Here is an 18,645-nt window from a genome sequence, read left to right as displayed (position 1 = left end):
TTTCCCGTTCCTCTCGCAGGTTGTGTGCAAGCCATGGCCAAAGCCGCCTCGAAGCCTAAGAAAATGCCAGCGAAATCAAAGCCCTCCGCAAAGGCGAAAGCCGCGCCGGCGGCCCGCAAGGCGCTGCCCAAGAGTGCAGTGAAGACCGCTGCGAAGCCGGTCGCGAAACCCGCGGCCAAGGCTCCGAGCAAGCCTGTGACTAAGCCTGTCAGCAAGCCGGCTGCGCCCAAGGTTGTCGCGAAGGCCGCGCCAAGCGCCGCCAAGGCGGGCAAGTGGGTCTACACCTTTGGCGATGGCAAGGCCGAGGGCAAATCCGAAATGCGCGACCTGCTCGGCGGCAAGGGCGCCAACCTCGCCGAGATGGCCAATCTCGGCCTGCCCGTGCCTCCCGGCTTCACCATCCCGACCTCGGTCTGCACCTACTTCTACGCCCACGAGAAGAGCTATCCGAAGGAATTGAAAGCGCAGGTCGAGAAGGCGCTCGATTATGTCGGCAAGCTGACAGGCAAGGCATTCGGCGATGCCAAGAACCCGCTGCTCGTCTCGGTGCGCTCCGGCGCGCGTGCCTCGATGCCGGGCATGATGGACACCGTGCTCAATCTCGGCCTCAACGACGAGACCGTGGAAGCGCTGTCGGAGCTGTCGGGCGACCGCCGCTTTGCCTATGACAGCTATCGCCGCTTCATCACCATGTATTCCGACGTGGTGCTCGGCTTCGAGCATCATCACTTCGAGGAAATCCTCGATACATTCAAGGACAGCCAGGGCTATTCGCTCGACACCGACCTCTCCGCCGAGGACTGGGTCGATCTGGTCGGCAAGTACAAGGATGCGGTGGCGCGCGAGACCGGCAAGGAGTTTCCGCAGGATCCGCACGACCAGCTCTGGGGCGCGGTGGGCGCCGTGTTCTCATCCTGGATGAACGCGCGCGCGGTGACTTACCGCAAGCTGCACGACATTCCGGAATCCTGGGGCACCGCGGTCAACGTGCAGGCCATGGTGTTCGGCAACATGGGCGAGACGTCGGCGACCGGCGTCGCCTTCACCCGCAACCCCTCGACCGGCGAGAGCAAGCTGTACGGCGAGTTCCTGATCAACGCGCAGGGCGAGGACGTGGTGGCGGGTATCCGCACGCCGCAGGACATCACCGAGGATGCGCGGAAAGAGTCCGGGTCCGACAAGCCGTCGATGGAAACGGCGATGCCGGAGGCGTTCAAGGAGCTGACGCGCATCTACACGCAGCTCGAGAAGCACTACCGCGACATGCAGGACATGGAGTTCACCGTCGAGCGCGGCAAGCTCTGGATGCTGCAGACCCGCGGGGGAAAACGCACCGCCAAGGCGGCGCTGCGCATTGCAGTCGAGCTCGCCAATGAGGGCCTGATCTCGAAGAAGGAAGCGGTGACGCGCATCGATCCGGCGTCGCTCGATCAGCTGCTGCATCCGACCATCGATCCCAACGCCAAGCGCGACGTGATCGCAACCGGCCTGCCGGCTTCGCCTGGTGCTGCCTCCGGCGAGATCGTGTTCTCCTCGGATGAAGCCGCCAAGCTCCAGGCCGACGGGCGCAAGGTCATCCTGGTCCGCATCGAGACCAGCCCGGAAGACATCCACGGCATGCATGCGGCCGAGGGTATCCTCACCACCCGCGGCGGCATGACCTCGCACGCGGCTGTGGTCGCGCGCGGCATGGGCAAGCCCTGCGTCTCCGGCTGCGGCACCATCCGCGTCGATTACGGCCGCGGCACCATGAGCATCGGCTCGCGCACCTTCAAGACCGGCGACGTCATCACCATCGACGGCTCGCTCGGCCAGGTGCTCGCCGGCCGCATGCCGATGATCGAGCCGGAGCTGTCCGGCGAGTTCGGCACGCTGATGAACTGGGCCGACCAGGTCCGCAAGATCGGCGTGCGCGTCAACGCCGATACGCCGGAGGACGCGCGCACCGCGCTCAAGTTCGGCGCGCAGGGCATTGGCCTGTGCCGCACTGAGCACATGTTCTTCGAGGAGACGCGCATCCGCACGGTGCGTGAGATGATCCTCTCCGAGGACGAACAGTCGCGCCGCGCCGCTCTGGCAAAGCTGCTGCCGATGCAGCGCGCCGACTTCGTCGAGCTGTTCGAGATCATGAAGGGCCTGCCCGTCACGATCCGCTTGCTCGATCCGCCGCTGCATGAGTTCCTGCCACACACCCACGCCGAGGTCGAGGAAGTGGCGCGGGCCATGAACACCGACCCACGCCGCCTGGCTGACCGCGCACGCGAGCTCTCGGAGTTCAACCCGATGCTCGGATTCCGCGGCTGCCGCATCGCGATCGCGTATCCCGAGATCGCCGAGATGCAGGCGCGCGCGATCTTCGAGGCTGCGGTCGAGGCGCAGCGGCGCACCGGCAAGGCCGTTGGTCTGGAGGTGATGGTGCCGCTGATCGCGACCAAGGCCGAGCTCGACCTCGTCAAGGCGCGCATCGATGCCACCGCCCAGGCGGTGATGCGCGACACCAACACCAAGCTCGCCTATCAGGTCGGCACCATGATCGAGCTGCCGCGCGCCTGCCTGCTCGCGGCCGAGATCGCGCAGTCGGCGGAGTTCTTCTCCTTCGGCACCAACGATCTGACACAGACCACCTACGGCATCAGCCGCGACGACGCCGCGAGCTTCCTCGGTCCCTACGTGACCAAGGGAATTTTGCAGATCGATCCCTTCATCGCGCTCGATCAGGAAGGCGTTGGCGAACTCGTCAAGATCGGCGTCGCGCGCGGCCGCAAGACTCGCGCCTCGCTCAAGGTCGGCATCTGCGGCGAGCATGGCGGCGATCCCGCGTCGGTGGCGTTCTGCCACGCGATCGGCCTCGACTACGTGTCATGCTCGCCCTATCGCGTGCCGATCGCACGCCTCGCCGCCGCCCAGGCCGCGCTCGGCAAGGCGGCCGCAAGCCAGGCGTAGAACGCGACTGAGATTTGAGAGCCGAAGAGGCGGGGCGAATGCTCCGCCTCTTTCTTTTGAAACACTGCTCTGTCCACATCGTCATTGCGAGCGCAGCGAAGCAATCCAGAATCTTTCCGCGGTGACAGCCTGGATTGCTTCGCTGCGCTCGCAATGACGAGATTGTTGCACGCGCGCGCCACACTCTCGATGTCATCGCCCGCGAAAGCGCGATCCAGTATTCCAGAGGCAGTGACGTATGCGGAGAAGCCGCGGCGTACGGAATTCCCCGCTTTCGCGGGGAATGACAGCGGTTGTGTGGAAGGACCGTCGCTATGACGGTGTTTGTGGACGCGCGTCCCGTAATGACACGCATCATAAAGAGTTCCTTCACCATATCCGTTGACGGGGCGTTTACCTCGTCGCGTGAGGTCGCATTTACCAACGCGTCCTATTGCGCCGTAAAAACACCTGCGATTGCTTGAGTGTGGTGCGCGCGCAACGTCGATTAACTCCCCGGCAACCTAAATTAGATACGAACAAAAAGGATCGAATTGCACGGACGCACTGCGTTCGATCTTCTCTAGCGTAAGCGTTGCGTGAGCGTATCGATGTTTGTGTTGCGTAACCATCCGAAGGGCGCGCGGTTCGCGTCCTTCGGCATCGGTCTCTGCATCTTCGCATTGGTGCCGAGAGAGACCGGATATCAGGACATTGCTTCGCTGCTCGCGCGCCAGCCGGGCGTCGCCGAGCGCTGGGAGAAGCAGGTATTTTCCGCGGCGTCCTCGATCCAGCTCGCGACCTACAGCTTCGCCCGTCCGATCGGAACCTCGGTTCCGCAGAGCGCGAGCTACCGCCTCGCGAGCCTGGACGATCGCGACATCACGGGCAGCATCTCGCGCAATCCGGCGCTCCAGACGCCGCCGCGCTATCAGGCTGCCGATTTTCCGCGCGTGGATCGTACCCTGAAGGGCGATCGTCTCGCGACAGTCACGCCCGCGCCGGCTGAGCCGTCCGCGCCGTCTGCAGCACCCGCCACGCAGGATCCCGCGACATCGAACAGCTCGGTCTTTGGCGCCAAGACGGCCGCGTTGCCACAGGCGATGTCGCCGGAGTCCGCGGCCGCGCTTGATCCCGAACTCGAGGAGGCGTTGCGCGCGCCGCCGCTGCCGCAATATTCGGGCACGCCATCGGCAAGCGACACCGCGCTGTCGCTTGCAGCCCAGCCGCTCAACGATTTGAAGCGGGCCCCGGCCGCGCCAGCGCGCGATCCCTTCAGCGTCAAGACGTCGAACCTGTTCTTCGGCAGCTCGTCGCTTGGCGGCAGCCTCGAGAGCATGGAGAGCTGGCAGCCCGGCGCCGAGCCGCTCATCGTGATGTCCGACCCCGACATGAAGGTGACGGCCTCGCTGCCGCCGTCGTCGGAGGAGGTCGCAAGAGCAACCGAGGGTGGCGAGAGCGTCGCGCCCAAGGGCGAGGTCAACGCCGACGACCAGCGCGTCAGGTCGCCGGCCGAACGGCTAGCCCTCGACGAGAAGTCGCGCGCCAAATCAGAGAAGTGCCTGGCTGAAGCCGTGTACTTCGAGTCGCGCGGCGAGGCTGTGCGTGGCCAGATGGCGGTTGCGCAGGTGGTGATGAACCGCGTGTTCTCCGGCAAATATCCGGACACCGTGTGCGGCGTGGTCTATCAGAACAAGTACCGCCACTTCGCCTGCCAGTTCACCTTCGCCTGCGACAACAATCCCGACGTGATCCGCGAGCCCGACATGTGGGAGCGCGCCAAGAAGATCGCCAAGGCGACGCTCGACGGCCAGATCTGGCTGCCCGAGGTCGGCAAGTCGACGCACTACCACGCCTATTGGGTGCGCCCGTCCTGGGTCGCCGAGATGAAGAAGATGTACAAGTTCGGCGTGCACACCTTCTACCGACCGCGCGCCTGGGGTGACGGCAGCGAGGAGCCGAGCTGGGGCACGCCGGCGCAGACCGCCGCGCTCTCAGCCGAGCTCGCGCAGGAAGCCAGGAGCTCGGCCGAGCTCGGCGCGACCGAGCGGCGGTAGCCGCTCACGCCTCGATATCCAGTGCGCAGTCGAAATTCGGTGCCGAGTGCGTCAGCGCACCTGACGAGACGTAGTCGACGCCAGTCGATGCGATCTGCGCAATCGAGCCCAGCGTGACACTACCGGACGCCTCCAGCGCGACACGGCCGGCGGCGAGCTTCACCGCTTCACGCAACGTGGCGATATCCATGTTGTCCAGCAGCACCGCGTCGGCAAGGCCGGTGTCGAGCACCTCGCGCAGTTGCGCCAGCGTATCGACCTCGATCTCGATCTTCACGAGATGACCGGCATGGCTGCGGGCGCGCTCCAGCACGGGGCGGATGCCGCCAGCGACCGCGATGTGGTTGTCCTTGATCAGGATCGCGTCATCCAGGCCAAAGCGGTGGTTGAAGCCGCCGCCGCAGCGCACCGCGTATTTCTCCAGCGCGCGCAGCCCCGGCGTGGTCTTGCGCGTGCAGCAGATCCGCATCTTGCTGCCTTCGGTCTGGCGGACGTAGTCGGCCGTCAGCGTCGCGATGCCGGAGAGCCGGCCGACGAAGTTCAGCGCGGTCCGCTCGGCGGTGAGAATGGTGCGGGCAGGGCCGGTGATCGTCATCACGCGCTGTCCGGCCTTCACCCGCGCGCCATCGCGGACGTGCGCCTGCACCTCGATCGCATTGGAGAGCGTTTGCAGCGTCGCCAGCGCCAGCGGCAGGCCGGCGATCACCCCGGCCTGGCGCGCGACCAGGATCGCGTGGGCCGTGTTGGCCTCGGGGATCGTCGCGAGCGAGGTGATGTCGCCTGCGCGGCCAAGATCCTCGTCGAGAGCGCGGTGCACGGCCTCGTCGATCGCGAGCGGTGACAGGAAAGCATCGGGATGGAGCAGGGAAGCTGGGGTCATGACAAAATCTCCGTCAGGCGATCATGGCTTGCGCCGTTCGGCGCGCGGGTTGTTCGGCGAGACCTTCGGCAACCTCGCGGGCGGTGGCGAGCGTCGTCATGGTCCGCTTGGCGAAGGCGGACGCCTCGACCGGATGGTCGGAGCGGAAATGCGCGCCGCGGCTCTCGTGCCGCGTGAAGGCGGATGCGGCGACGAGCAGCGCCGTGGTTGCCATGTTGCGCAGCGCGACGCTGCCGGCATCGCGTTCGAGCGACGCAAAATGTTGCACGGCCCGTGCAAGCCCGTCGCTATCGCGGATCACGCCGACATGCGCGCTCATCATGGCGCGCAGACTGGTCTCGGCTCGCTTGTCGATCGCGCCGTTGCGCGGCGTCACCAGCGCTTCCGGCAGCCATGCCGGTGAGGGGATCGCGCGGCCGGCAATGTCCTCCGCAATGCGCGCGGCATAGACGACGGCCTCCAGCAGCGAGTTCGAGGCGAGCCGGTTGGCGCCATGCGCGCCGGTCGACGACACCTCGCCGCCGGCCCACAGCCCGTCGATGGACGTGCGGCCGCGCGTGTCCACGGCGATGCCGCCCATGTGGTAGTGGGCGGCGGGCGCAATCGGGATCGCTTTCGTCGCCGGATCGAGCCCGGCCGCAATGCAGCTTGCATGGACGGTTGGGAATTTGTCGGCGAAGCGCGTACCCAACGCCTCCCGCGCATCGAGGAACGCCCCGCGGCCCGCCGTGATCTCCGCGAACACGCCGCGTGCGACGATGTCGCGCGGTGCCAGTTCAGCGAGCGGATGGCGTGCCGCCATGAAGCGTTCGCCCTTGCCGTTGATCAGAACGGCGCCTTCGCCGCGCAGCGCTTCGGTCGCAAGCGGCGCCGGATCGCGGCCGGCCATGATGGCTGTCGGATGGAACTGCACGAACTCCGGATCGGCGATGACGGCGCCGGCCCGCGCCGCGATCGCGAGTCCTGATCCGCTTGCTTCCAATGGATTGGTCGTGACGGCGTAGAGATGGCCGATGCCGCCGGTTGCCAGAACCACCGCGCGCGAAGCGATGATGATCGGACGCGACGTCGCATTGCTGGCGTCGCGGAGCTGCAATCCGGTGATGGCGCCGTCCTCGGTCAGCAGCGCCTCGGCGACAAGGCCTTCGATCAGGCGGATCGACGGCGTGCGCCGCACGGCCTCGCTGAGCGCCGCGATGATCGCCGCGCCCGCCATGTCACCGCGCACATGCACGATGCGCCGCGCCGAATGCGCGGCTTCGCGCCCCACCGCGAGCCTGCCTTCGAGATCGCGGTCGAAAGGCACGCCGTAGCTGAGGAGATCGTGAATGCGCGGCGCCGCTTCGCGTGCGATTCCGAGCGCGATCGCTTCATCGACGAGACCGGCGCCGACCGCGACGGTGTCGGCAGCATGCGCCTCGGGGCTGTCGCCTTCGCCAATGGCTGCTGCGATGCCGCCTTGCGCCCAGGCGGATGATGCGCCCTGTCCGAGCGGCGCAGCCGAGATCAACGTCACCGGCCGCGGCGCCAGCTTCAGTGCACAGAACAGTCCGGCAAGGCCGCCGCCGACGATGACGACGTCGTCGGTGGTGCGGGTGAGGTTGTGGATGGTGTTTGGCATGGCTGTCTCCATTCACTCAGCTGTCGTCCCCGCGAAGGCGGGGACCCATACCCCCAGGGAATGATTTGGCGAAGACTCGCGGTTGGGAACTTCGCGCCAAAACCACGTCCTGTGGTTATGGGTCCCGGGCTCGCGCTTCGCGCACCCCGGGACGACAGTGTTGGTTGTGGCGCTAGTTCTTCAGATTGATCATCCGCTCGACCGAACGCCGCGCGCGTTCGGCTATGGCGGGATCGATCGTCACCTCCTCACTGAGCGTCAGCAGGCTGTCCAGAATGTTCGACAGCGTGATGCGCTTCATGTGTGGGCAGAGATTGCAGGGTCGCAGCATCTCGACGTCGGGCAGCTCGGCGCGCACATTGTCGGCCATCGAGCATTCGGTGATCATGACGAGCCGCTTCGGCCGCTTCTCGCGCACCCAGTTGATCATGTGCGCGGTCGAGCCGGTGAAGTCGGCCTCCGCCAGGACGTCGGGCGGGCATTCCGGATGCGCGATGATCTGCACCGACGGATCAGCTTCGCGAAGGCCGCGCAGCTCTTCGCCGGTGAAGCGCTCATGCACCTCACAGGCGCCTTTCCAGGCGATGATCTTCACGTCGGTCTTCGAGGCAACGTATTTCGCGAGATACTGGTCGGGCAGGAAGATCACGCTCGGCGCGCGCAGGCTTTCGACCACCTGCACCGCATTCGACGAGGTGCAGCAGATGTCGACCTCGGCCTTCACCTCGGCGGAGGTGTTGACATAGGCGACGACGGGTACGCCCGGAAATTTTTCGCGCAGCAGGCGTACATCGGCGCCCGTGATGCTGGCGGCGAGCGAACAGCCGGCGCGGGAATCCGGGATCAGCACCGTCTTGTCCGGATTGAGCAGCTTTGACGTCTCCGCCATGAAGTGCACACCACACTGCACGATGATGTCGGCCTTCACCTTGGTCGCCTCGACCGCGAGCTGGAGCGAGTCGCCGCTGATATCGGCGACGCAGTGAAAGATCTCGGGCGCCTGGTAGTTGTGCGCGAGGATCACCGCGCCCCGTGCCTGCTTCAACTCGTTGATCACCTTGATGGCCGGCGCCATCAGCGGCCACTCGATCGACGGGATCACGTGCTTCACCCGCTCGTAGAGATGCGCCGTGGCCTGCTCGACCTCCGGTGTCCATTCCAGCAAAGGCCGCGGCAATGCGGGGCCGCGATTGCCGAAGGGCTTGCGTGCGGTGGGAGCGGGGCGGGCCTGCGGCCGCGTGGCAAAATCGTCGGGACCGTAAATTCCAGAGATCGGCATCGAAGCCTCCCGTTCTCATATACTCAACTTGAGTATATGTAGGCCGTTAGAAATCCGGCCTTTCCGGCCGGTTGGGTTTGCGAGCCGCAATCAGCTTTACCCGGACAACATCCGCAGCTCAGGGAGGGCCAGGCAGCTCATGTCGATATGCTCAATATGAGTAAATCAAACATAACATGTGAGGCTGCCGGCCGCCAGACCCATCCGGACACATTCCCGTGCGCTCGCTCCGCCCCGTGCGCTCGCTCCGCGCGCGATTTGCAGGGCTGCAATGTTCGGCATCCCTCTTGGGCTTTGCATGCAGATGCATTAACTGGTTGCGGCGCGGTGACCTATTCCGGATCCGCCAACGGCAGAAAAAGGAAAATGCATGTCGGCAAGCGTGGGCGACGTCGGTCCGGTTTCGCGTTCTTCTACCTCTCATTCTTCTTGGCGCACGCCAGCGATCATCATTCTCTGCGGCTGCGCCATCGGCATGCTGAGCTTCGGCCCGCGCTCGAGCCTCGGCTTCTTCGTCCAGCCGATGAGCCATGAATTTTCCTGGGGCCGCGACGTCTTCGGCCTCGCCATCGCAGTGCAGAACCTGGTGTGGGGACTGGGCCAGCCGTTTGCCGGCGCGATTGCCGATCGCTTCGGCCTGTTTCGCGTGATGTGCGTCGGCGCCGTGCTCTACGCCGGCGGCCTGCTTTTGATGCGCTATTCCTCGACGCCGCTCTCGCTCAACGTCGGCGCCGGCGTCATGGTTGGCTTCGGCCTTGCCGGCTGCTCCTTCAACCTCGTGCTGTCGGCTTTCAGCAAGTTGCTTCCGGCCGAGAAGCGCGGCCTTGCGCTCGGCGCCGGCACTGCGGCCGGCTCGTTCGGGCAGTTCCTGTTCGCGCCCGTCGGTGTCGCGCTGATCGACAATTTCGGCTGGCAGCAGGCGCTCACGGTGTTTGCGGGCCTGATGCTTCTGATCATTCCGCTCTCGTTCGCGCTGTCCACGCCGCGGGTTGCAAGTTCGTCCGGCACGCCGGCCGCAGACGAGCAATCCTTCACCAAGGCCCTCGCCGAGGCCTTCGGCCACCGCTCCTATGTTCTGCTCGTGCTGGGCTTCTTCACCTGCGGCTTCCAGCTCGCCTTCATCACCGTGCACCTGCCGGCGTTCCTGGTCGATCGCGGCATCTCCACGCAGGTCGGCGGTTGGGTGATCGCGGCGATCGGGCTCTTCAACATGATGGGCTCGCTTAGCGTCGGCTGGCTGCAGAACTATCTGCCCAAGCGCTACATCCTCTCGACGATCTATTTTATCCGTGCGCTCGCAACACTCGCCTTCATCTCGTTCCCGATCACGCCGTTCTCGGCGATCGCCTTCGGTGCGGTGTCCGGCCTGATGTGGCTCTCCACCGTGCCGCCGACCTCGGCGCTGGTGGCGCTGATGTTCGGCACGCGCTGGCTCGCAACCCTCTACGGCTTTGCCTTCGTCAGCCATCAGGTCGGCGGTTTCCTCGGCGTCTGGCTCGGCGGCATCGTGTTCGAGCGCTTCGGTTCCTATACGCCGATCTGGTGGCTCTCGATCCTGTTCGGCGTGCTCTCCGCGCTGATCAATCTCCCGATCGTGGAGAAACCCGTCCAGCGAGCGGTTGCGCAGCCCGCCTGATCGGCTAAACATCCCCTGAAACAAGTCAGGGAGTTTTGCCGTGGCAACGTTCAAGGCGATCCGGATCGACAAGGCGGACAAGGGCACCACCGCCGCATTGACGCAGTTCGACGAAGCCGAGCTGATGGACGGTGACGTCACCGTGCGCGTCGAATGGTCTACGCTGAACTACAAGGATGGCCTCGCGCTCACCGGCAAGGCGCCAGTGGTGCGGCGCTTCCCGATGATCGCCGGCATCGACTTCGCTGGCACTGTCGAAAATTCCTCTCATCCACAGTGGAAGGCGGGCGACAAGGTCGTCTGCACCGGCTGGGGCATGGGCGAGACGCATCTCGGCGCCTATGCCGAGAAGGCGCGGGTGAAGGGCGATTGGCTGGTCGCGCTGCCGCAGGGCCTGTCGGCGCGTGATGCCATGGCGATCGGCACCGCCGGCTTCACCGCGATGCTCGCGGTGCTGGCGCTGGAGAAGCAGGGCATCTCGCCGAAGAGCGGCCCCGTGGTGGTGACGGGCGCGGCCGGTGGCGTCGGCTCGGTTGCAACCGCCGTGCTGTCGAAGCTCGGCTACCACGTCATCGCCTCCACCGGTCGCGCAGCGGAAGCGAGCTATCTAAAGGAGCTGGGAGCGGCCGAGGTGATCGACCGCAACGAACTGTCCGCGCCCGCAAAACCGCTCGCCAAGGAGCGCTGGGCCGGCGGCGTCGACAGCGTCGGCTCGACCACGCTCGCCAATCTCTTGTCGATGACCAAGTATGGCGGAGCGATTGCCGCCTGCGGGCTTGCCGCCGGCATGGACCTGCCGTCCTCGGTCGCGCCGTTTATTTTGCGCGGGGTGTGCCTTCTCGGCATCGATTCGGTGATGTGCCCGATTGCGCCGCGGAAGGCTGCCTGGCAGCGCCTGGCGTCCGATCTGGATCGGACGAAACTCACTGAAATCACTAAGGAAATTCCGCTCGACCAAATTGTCGAGTGGGGACCGAAGATTCTCGCCGGTGAGGTCCGCGGCCGTATCGTGGTAAAAATTCTCTAACGGCGTTCAGACTTTACCAACCAAGCTGCTTCAATGTCGCCACGGTTAGTATGGTAAGCAGCGGGTAAAGGGATCAGGCTTGCCCGCTACTGGGGTTGTCGGAGTAAGAGCATGCTTGCGCGTTTTGTGTTGGGGGCCGTTACGGCGGCAGCAGCGATTGTGCCGGCCGTTGCTGGAAGCATGAATGCCGATGAGGCGCGCCGGTTTGTCGCCGGCAAGGTGTTCGCCTTCACCTGCTTTGACGGGACCCGCGGGGCAGGCCGCATTCTCGACGATCTCGGCGCCGCAGGCGCCGTGCAGTTCTCGGGCGCAGGCCCGGTCCGCCACCTTCGCCTGCCGGGCAACACGCTCCAGATCCGTGGCCAGAACGTCTGCGCCTCGATCAAGGGCATTCCATTCGAACCCTGCTTCAACCTTGAAAAGACCGATGATCGCAGCTTCCGCGGCTCGGTCTCGGGCATGGGCTTCGCCTATTGCGATTTCCACCACCAGGGTGGCAATCAGATGCTGATGGCGCGCGCGGTGGCGCGGCCGCGATCGCCGCATGCGCCGCGCACGACTGGCTCGGTCAGCGCATCCTCAACCGAAGTCGCCGCGCGTGTCGAGACGCCGCGTGTCGAGACTGGCCGCATCGAGCCAGTGAAGTCGGGACCAAAGCCCGAAGCGCCGAAGAATGAGGGCCCGCTCGAGTTGCGCCGCTCGACCGACTGAGCCTTGCCAGCCCTTGCCTGCCAGGCGCGTGTGCTTTCCGCGCCGTTATCGTTGAAACCTGACGAGCTGTGTTCGCCGCCGCGCCGTAGTCATACGGGCGGCGGTTTTCATGCCTTGGTAGCTGTTCGCGCCACAGCCTTGCGTGACGGCCGGCAGGCAGCGGCTCGACAAGAAGGTTCGACGATGGCGCTGTATTACTTTTGGATCAGCACCGGACGCTATTCCGGGGCATCCGATCACGCTTATGAATTCGAGGATCGCGCGGCGGCCTGGAGCGAGATGACGGAGGTCTGCGCGAACCTCGTCGGTAGCATCGCACGCGGCCTGAAGCCCAACGCGCAATGGCACATGGATCTCCTCGACGAAAACAAACAGCTCGTTTTTCGCATCAGCCTGGTCGGTGAGAGCCCGAAGGCATGCGGCTTTGCCAGCTAGAAGCCTCGCATACTGCCGCGTGTGGTTAACCGGTTAAGCGCGTGAAACGTGCTGGTTTTCAAGTGTTTTTTGTCAAATCTCAGTAGTTCCACGGAGCGTGTTGTTAACCAAATCGGAATTCCCGGCGCTCAGTTCTTAAGCAAGGGCGAACAACGCCGAGAGCGGCCGACAATGACTCGACCGCGCCTGTCCGGGAAACGTGTCCATGTTGAGCCTTGTTCAGAATTTGCGGATCGGTACCAAGCTGGCGGTGACGTCGGCGTTCGGTATTCTTTTGGTGGTCGCCATGATCGCGAGCCAGCTCGTCGGCAATGGCAATGTGCGTCGTTCCAACGAAGCCGCCTTCGCGCAGCAGGAGCTGGCGCGGGACGCCGTCGAAGCCAAGCTTGGGGCGCGTAGCATGCAGCTCAGCGTCCGGGACATCCGGCTCGCCAACAATGCAGGCGAATTGCAAAAGGCGAGCGAGTCGCTGGTCGAGCGCTCAAGGTCGCTCGGCAACGTCGTGGATGCGATGCTCAAGCTGTCCCGGTCTGCGGAAAACCGAGCGCGGATCGAAAAGCTCAAGAACCTCTCCGCAGATTATTTCAAGGGCGCCCAGCAGATCGCCTCGATCCGCAGTGAGATGATCGCCGCGACCGGCGCAGATGCCGCCCGTGTCGCCAAGCTCACCGAAGAGAGCATGCGCATCGCGCGCGAAGTCACATTGCCGACCGCTGCCGAAACGGACGTGCTGGCGGGCCAGATCGCCGATTTCGCCAGGCACAGGAGCGAGGAGGAGATCGCCGGCTCGGTGCAGGAGATGGCGTCCAGCGAACATATCGGAACTGTGGTCGGCGTCTGTGCCGCGCTTGTCCTGTTCGGCTCCTGGCTAATGTCCTTCCTGACGATTGCTCGGCCGATCCGCGCGCTCACGGTGGCCATGGACAAGCTCGCCGGTGGCGACTTCTCCGTGGTGCTGCCGGGGCTCGGTCGCAAGGACGAGGTCGGCGGCGTCGCCGCGGCTGTCGAAAAATTCAAGATCGTGTCCGAGCAGAAGGCGCGCGAGGAGGCCGAGGCCAAGACCAGGCAGGATCAGATCGCCGCTGCTCAGCGCAAGGCCGAGATGCACAAACTCGCCAGCGGCTTCGAAGCCGCCGTCGGCGAGATCGTCGACACGGTGTCCTCCGCCGCGACCGAGCTCGAAGCATCGGCTTCGACGCTCACTTCCACTGCGGAGCGCGCACAGCAGCTGACCACCATGGTCGCAGCGGCGTCTGAAGAGGCTTCCACCAACGTGCAGTCGGTGGCCTCTGCGACGGAGGAGCTGTCGTCGTCGATCACCGAGATCAGCCGGCAGGTGCAGCAGTCCGCGCGCGTCGCCAACGAGGCGGTCGGCCAGGCGCGCACCACGACCGAGCGCGTCAGCGAATTGTCCAAGGCGGCCACCCGTATCGGCGACGTGGTCGAGTTGATCAACACCATCGCGGGCCAGACCAACCTGCTCGCGCTCAACGCCACCATCGAGGCGGCGCGCGCCGGCGAGGCCGGTCGCGGCTTCGCCGTCGTGGCTTGCGAGGTCAAGGCGCTGGCCGAGCAGACCGCGAAGGCGACCGGCGAGATCGGCCAGCAGATCTCCGGCATCCAGACGGCGACGCAAGAATCGGTCAACGCCATCCGCGATATCAGCGACACCATCGAGAAGCTGTCGGAGATCTCCTCGACCATCGCGGCCGCAGTGGAAGAGCAGGGCGCAGCGACGCAGGAAATCTCGCGCAATGTGCAGCAGGCCGCGCAGGGCACACATCAGGTGTCATCCAACATCACCGACGTGCAGCGCGGAGCGGGCGAGACCGGATCGGCCTCAACGCAGGTGCTGGCGGCCGCGCAGTCGCTCGCAGGCGACAGCAACCGGCTCAAGCTCGAAGTCGGAAAATTCCTCGATACCGTGCGCGCGGCCTATGCCGCCGGCGCGGGTCGCGCGGCTGTCAGCCTCGCCGCACCAATCGCCGCCTTCCGAGGCCCTGATCTCGTCTGAACCGCCGCGGGCAAGCCGCGGCGGTTTTGCGTTGTGCGATGCCGCGATGAAAAAGCCGCACGGTTAACTTTCCAGAAAAGCGAAGCAGGCATCATCCCCGCAACATTCCGGTCACCAACCCTGTCCTTTTCGGTCATTTGCACCTCGAGCGTTTCGGAGCACATTCATGAGCGGCCTCTCCATCCGCCTCACCCACAAGGTGATGGCGATCGGACTTTTCGGGCTCGTCGGTCTCATGGCGTTTGGCGCGATCTACGAGATCGGCAGCCGGTCGCAGGACGCCTCCCGCATCGTTGCGAACCGCGCCCGGATGATCTCCGACCTCAACAAGCAGCTCTCGATCGAGCTGCTCGAGGCACGGCGCAACGAGAAGAACTTTCAGCAGCGCAGGAACGAGAGCTACGCCAAGGCCCATGCGGAGCTGATAGGACCCATCACGAGAGATTTCGACGAGTTGCAGCGCTTGATGTCGGCCGGCGGCATGAGCGCGCTGTCGGAGAAGACCCAGCAGGCCGAGGCTGGCTTCAAGCGCTATGCGGCTGATTTTTCCGCGCTGGTCGCGAGCGAGATCAAGCTCGGCCTCAATGAGAATCTCGGCCTGTCCGGCTCGCTGCGCGCCGCCGTGCATGAGATCGAGGCCAAGCTGAAGGAGATCGACAATCCGCGGCTGACGAGCTGGATGTTGATGATGCGGCGGCATGAAAAGGATTTCATGCTGCGGCGCGACCCGAAATATATCGCCGAGCTGAAGAAGGCTGCATCCGAATTCTCCAAGGCGATGGAGGCCGCGGCCGTGCCGGCCCCCGTCATGGCCGACATCACGGCCAAGCTGCAGAAATACCAATCGGAGTTTTCGAACTGGGCCGAGGCGGCACAACAGAGCGCGGCCTATGACGCGAGCATGATGAAGACGTTTCGCGAACTCGAGCCGCTGATCATCGACGTCCGCAGCGCCGTCGATCGAACCTATAAGGAGGCCGATGCCGCCGAGGCCGCAACGCGCGATGCGGTACGGCTGTGGATGATGGTCACCTTCGGCGTCACGGTACTGTTGCTGGCTGTGGTCGGATTCCTGCTGGGCCGTTCGATCTCCAGCGCGCTTTCGGCAATGGTGAGCGCGATGACGCGGCTTGCGCGTGGCGAGCTCTCGATCACCGTGCCGGGCCTCGGACGCAAGGACGAGATCGGCGAGATGGCCGGCGCGGTCGAGGTCTTCCGCAACAATATGGCGGAGGCCGAGCGGCTGCGCACCGAGCAGCTCGAGGCGGAAGCGCGGCAGCGTGAGACGCGCAAGGCGGACATGCAGCGTCTCGCCGACGGTTTCGAGGGCGCGGTCGGCGAGATCATCGAGACGGTGTCGTCGGCGGCGACCGAGCTCGAAGCCTCGTCCAACACGTTGACGCGGGCCGCCGAGCGCTCGAACGGGCTTGCCACCGCGGTCGCCGCGGCCTCGGAAGAGGCTTCCGCCAATGTGCAGTCGGTGTCCTCGGCAAGTGAGGAAATGACCTCCTCGATCACCGAGATCAGCCGCCAGGTCCAGGAATCGGCGCGTGTGGCCGATGCCGCGGTCGAGCAGGCGCAGCGCACCAACGCGCGCGTCGCCGAACTGACCAAGGCGGCGAGCCGCATCGGCGACGTCGTCGAGCTGATCAACACCATCGCCGGCCAGACCAACCTGCTGGCGCTCAATGCCACGATCGAGGCGGCGCGGGCCGGCGAGGCTGGCAAGGGTTTTGCCGTGGTCGCGACCGAGGTGAAGGCGCTCGCCGAGCAGACCGCGAAGGCGACCGGCGAGATCAGCCAGCATATTGGCGCGATCCAGACCGCGACGGATGACTCCGTCGGCGCCATCAGGGAGATCGGCGACACCATCGCGCGGATGTTCGGGATCGCCGCGACCATCGCCGCGGCGGTCGAGGAGCAGGGCGCCGCGACTCAGGAGATCTCACGCAACATCCAGCACGCCGCGCACGGTACGTCCGAGGTCTCCGCCAATATCAGCGACGTCCAGCGCGGCGCCGGCGAGACCGGCGCTGCGTCCGCCCAGGTTCACGCGTCGGCGCAATCGTTGTCGCTGGAAAGCAACCGGCTGAAGAGCGAAGTCGCGCGCTTCCTCGACTCCGTACGGGCTGCATAGCGGGAGGCATGCAAAGAAACGTCTAAAGGTTGCACAGAAATCGATGATTGATCGGTTCCGTATTAGTACGGGGTTTCAAATTAACCGAGGCTTGGAACTCAAGGTGCATCTTCTACCCAAAGAGAACCAGCCAGCATTGTTGAACCAAGCACCGTCCGATCGTCTGTTTTCCCGATCGCGGCGGTAGCGACTGCGTCCGCACTGGGTAACGTCCATCTGCCGGGATTATTGCGATGTCGAAATTCTCGATCCGATTGAAAATATTGACCGTGTTGAGCGCTCTGGTGCTCGCGCTCGCCGGTGTCGGCATCATGGCGATCACCACCATGCAGGCCATCAATGCGCATACGGTCGAGATTTCCGAGAGCTGGCTGCCCAGCGTCCGCGCGCTGGGATCGCTCCGCGCCGACATCAACGAGCTGCGGGTCGCGCTGCGCTTGCACCTGATGCAGGACAGCGCCGAGGGCAAGGACGCCGCCGAGAAGCGGATGGCGTCGCTGCGCGATCGCATCGAGACGACGCGCAAGAGCTATGAGCCCCTGATTACCTCGCCCGAAGAGCGCGCTCTCTATGACCAGTGGAGCAGAGCCTGGGCCGAATATCTGAATGGCGTGCAGGAGGTGATGACGCTGTCGACGCAAGGGCGTCGGCCACTTCCCGACTGACGCCAACGAGCTCTTGCAGACCAAGGTCGCCAAGATGGCGCAGGCCGCCGATCCGCTGCTCCAGCAGGACATCGAGCTCAACAACAAGGGCGCCGAGGCGGAGACGAAGAAGGCCGCCGACAGCTACACCATCACCTTCCGCGTTCTGCTCGGCATCATCGTGACGTCGGTGCTGATCGCGGTCGCCGCCGCCTATTTCCTGGTGCAGGATGTCTCGCGCGGCATCGCCTCGATCGTTCGGCCGATGCAGGCGCTCGGCAATGGCGAGCTCTCGGCCGAAGTCCCGCATCGGGGCGCGCGGACCGAGATCGGATCGATGGCCGATGCGCTGCAGATCTTCAAGGAAGCGCTGATCGCGAAAAAAGCGGCCGACGAGGCGGCGGCATGCGACGCCGAGGCCAAGATCGAACGGGCTCGCCGCGTCGACGGCATCACGCGCAATTTCGAGACCGTGATCGGCGAGATCGTCGAGACCGTGTCGTCGGCCTCGACCGAGCTCGAGGCGTCCGCGAGCACGTTGAGCGGCACCGCGCAGCGCGGCCAGGAACTCGCGACCGTGGTTGCGGCGGCGTCCGAGGAAGCGTCCACCAACGTCCAGTCCGTCGCGTCGGCGTCGGAGGAGCTGTCCTCGTCGATCACCGAGATCAGCCGGCAGGTGCAGGAATCGGCGCGGATGGCGGCGGAGGCCGTCGACCAGGCGGCGCGCACCAACGAGCGCGTCAACGCGCTGTCGCAGGCGGCCGCGCGCATCGGCGACGTCGTCGAGCTGATCAACACCATCGCGGGCCAGACCAACCTGCTGGCGCTGAACGCGACGATCGAAGCCGCGCGCGCCGGCGAAGCAGGCCGTGGCTTTGCCGTGGTGGCGTCCGAGGTCAAGGCGCTCGCCGAACAGACTGCAAAGGCGACCGGGGAAATCGGCCTCCAGGTTTCGGGCATTCAGACGGCCACGCAGGAGTCCGTCGGCGCCATCAAGGAGATCGCCGGCACCATCGAGCGGCTGTCCGAGGTGTCGTCGGCGATTGCCGCGGCCGTCGAGGAGCAGGGCGCCGCCACGCAGGAAATTTCACGCAACGTGCAGCAGGCCTCGGTCGGCACGCAGGAGGTCTCCTCCAACATCACCGACGTGCAGCGCGGCGCGATCGAGACCGGCTCGGCCTCGACAGAGGTCCTGTCGGCCGCGAAATCGCTTGCTTCCGACAGCACGCGCCTCAAGGTTGAGGTCGCGAGCTTCCTGGAGTCGGTGCGCGCGGCCTGACCG

The 18,645-nt window shown here is 65.2% G+C and carries 11 protein-coding genes and 1 pseudogene; 9 read left to right on the top strand and 3 right to left on the bottom strand.

Translation table 11 applies throughout. From position 1 onward, the window contains the following. Positions 1-33 precede the first annotated feature (33 nt). Both ppdK and Q2941_RS21195 read left to right on the top strand, forming a co-directional pair. Positions 34-2,943: a pyruvate, phosphate dikinase gene (ppdK, locus tag Q2941_RS21200; protein WP_458193629.1), complete on the top strand. Its 2,910-nt coding sequence runs from the start codon at positions 34-36 to the stop codon at positions 2,941-2,943. 590 nt (positions 2,944-3,533) lie between these two features. Continuing rightward, positions 3,534-4,979 carry a cell wall hydrolase gene (locus tag Q2941_RS21195; RefSeq protein WP_458193628.1) on the top strand — a complete coding sequence of 482 codons (1,446 nt, stop codon included), beginning with the start codon at positions 3,534-3,536 and terminating at the stop codon, positions 4,977-4,979. Between the two features lie 4 nt (positions 4,980-4,983). Here Q2941_RS21195 and nadC read toward each other — a convergent pair whose 3' ends face one another. The 3 genes from nadC to nadA form a co-directional block, all read right to left on the bottom strand. Then, a complete protein-coding gene (gene nadC / locus Q2941_RS21190; RefSeq protein WP_458193627.1) occupies positions 4,984-5,859 on the bottom strand; it encodes a carboxylating nicotinate-nucleotide diphosphorylase in 876 nt (291 codons plus the stop codon). 13 nt (positions 5,860-5,872) lie between these two features. Next, on the bottom strand, positions 5,873-7,480 hold the full coding sequence (locus tag Q2941_RS21185; protein ID WP_458193626.1) for an L-aspartate oxidase: 1,608 nt from the start codon (positions 7,478-7,480) through the stop codon (positions 5,873-5,875). Between the two features lie 172 nt (positions 7,481-7,652). Beyond that, positions 7,653-8,759 carry a quinolinate synthase NadA gene (nadA, locus tag Q2941_RS21180; protein ID WP_458193625.1) on the bottom strand — a complete coding sequence of 369 codons (1,107 nt, stop codon included), beginning with the start codon at positions 8,757-8,759 and terminating at the stop codon, positions 7,653-7,655. Positions 8,760-9,129: 370 nt separating this feature from the next. On the opposite strand from nadA, the gene Q2941_RS21175 reads away from it, so the two are divergent. The 7 genes and pseudogenes from Q2941_RS21175 (at position 9,130) to Q2941_RS21145 (ending at position 18,642) form a co-directional block, all read left to right on the top strand. Continuing rightward, positions 9,130-10,395, top strand: a complete 1,266-nt coding sequence (locus Q2941_RS21175; protein WP_458193624.1) for an MFS transporter — start codon at positions 9,130-9,132, stop codon at positions 10,393-10,395. A 40-nt stretch (positions 10,396-10,435) separates the two neighbouring features. Next, positions 10,436-11,422 (top strand): acrylyl-CoA reductase (NADPH), encoded by a 987-nt coding sequence (acuI, locus tag Q2941_RS21170; protein WP_458193623.1) that lies wholly within the window; start codon positions 10,436-10,438, stop codon positions 11,420-11,422. Between the two features lie 111 nt (positions 11,423-11,533). After that, positions 11,534-12,133, top strand: a complete 600-nt coding sequence (locus Q2941_RS21165) for a hypothetical protein (RefSeq protein ID WP_027524305.1) — start codon at positions 11,534-11,536, stop codon at positions 12,131-12,133. Positions 12,134-12,316: 183 nt separating this feature from the next. Beyond that, positions 12,317-12,568, top strand: a complete 252-nt coding sequence (locus Q2941_RS21160; protein WP_458193651.1) for a DUF6894 family protein — start codon at positions 12,317-12,319, stop codon at positions 12,566-12,568. 205 nt (positions 12,569-12,773) lie between these two features. Then, positions 12,774-14,582: a methyl-accepting chemotaxis protein gene (locus Q2941_RS21155; RefSeq protein WP_458193622.1), complete on the top strand. Its 1,809-nt coding sequence runs from the start codon at positions 12,774-12,776 to the stop codon at positions 14,580-14,582. Positions 14,583-14,748: 166 nt separating this feature from the next. Further along, on the top strand, positions 14,749-16,719 hold the full coding sequence (locus Q2941_RS21150) for a methyl-accepting chemotaxis protein (protein ID WP_458193621.1): 1,971 nt from the start codon (positions 14,749-14,751) through the stop codon (positions 16,717-16,719). 233 nt (positions 16,720-16,952) lie between these two features. Then, positions 16,953-18,642: pseudogene (locus tag Q2941_RS21145) on the top strand (methyl-accepting chemotaxis protein). The last annotated feature ends 3 nt before the right edge of the window (positions 18,643-18,645 follow it).

It is taken from the genome of Bradyrhizobium sp. UFLA05-153, from assembly GCF_054185185.1.
Note: the sequence above shows the minus strand (reverse complement) of the source record. Positions and strands in the feature narration are given on the sequence as shown.

Coding starts and splice junctions, on each gene's coding strand:
- nadC (WP_458193627.1), bottom strand. CDS start 5,859: ATGACCCCAGCTTCCCTGCTCCATCCCGATGCTTTCCTGTCACCGCTC.
- Q2941_RS21195 (WP_458193628.1), top strand. CDS start 3,534: ATGTTTGTGTTGCGTAACCATCCGAAGGGCGCGCGGTTCGCGTCCTTC.
- Q2941_RS21185 (WP_458193626.1), bottom strand. CDS start 7,480: ATGCCAAACACCATCCACAACCTCACCCGCACCACCGACGACGTCGTC.
- Q2941_RS21165 (WP_027524305.1), top strand. CDS start 11,534: ATGCTTGCGCGTTTTGTGTTGGGGGCCGTTACGGCGGCAGCAGCGATT.
- nadA (WP_458193625.1), bottom strand. CDS start 8,759: ATGCCGATCTCTGGAATTTACGGTCCCGACGATTTTGCCACGCGGCCG.
- ppdK (WP_458193629.1), top strand. CDS start 34: ATGGCCAAAGCCGCCTCGAAGCCTAAGAAAATGCCAGCGAAATCAAAG.
- Q2941_RS21155 (WP_458193622.1), top strand. CDS start 12,774: ATGTTGAGCCTTGTTCAGAATTTGCGGATCGGTACCAAGCTGGCGGTG.
- Q2941_RS21175 (WP_458193624.1), top strand. CDS start 9,130: ATGTCGGCAAGCGTGGGCGACGTCGGTCCGGTTTCGCGTTCTTCTACC.
- Q2941_RS21150 (WP_458193621.1), top strand. CDS start 14,749: ATGAGCGGCCTCTCCATCCGCCTCACCCACAAGGTGATGGCGATCGGA.
- Q2941_RS21160 (WP_458193651.1), top strand. CDS start 12,317: ATGGCGCTGTATTACTTTTGGATCAGCACCGGACGCTATTCCGGGGCA.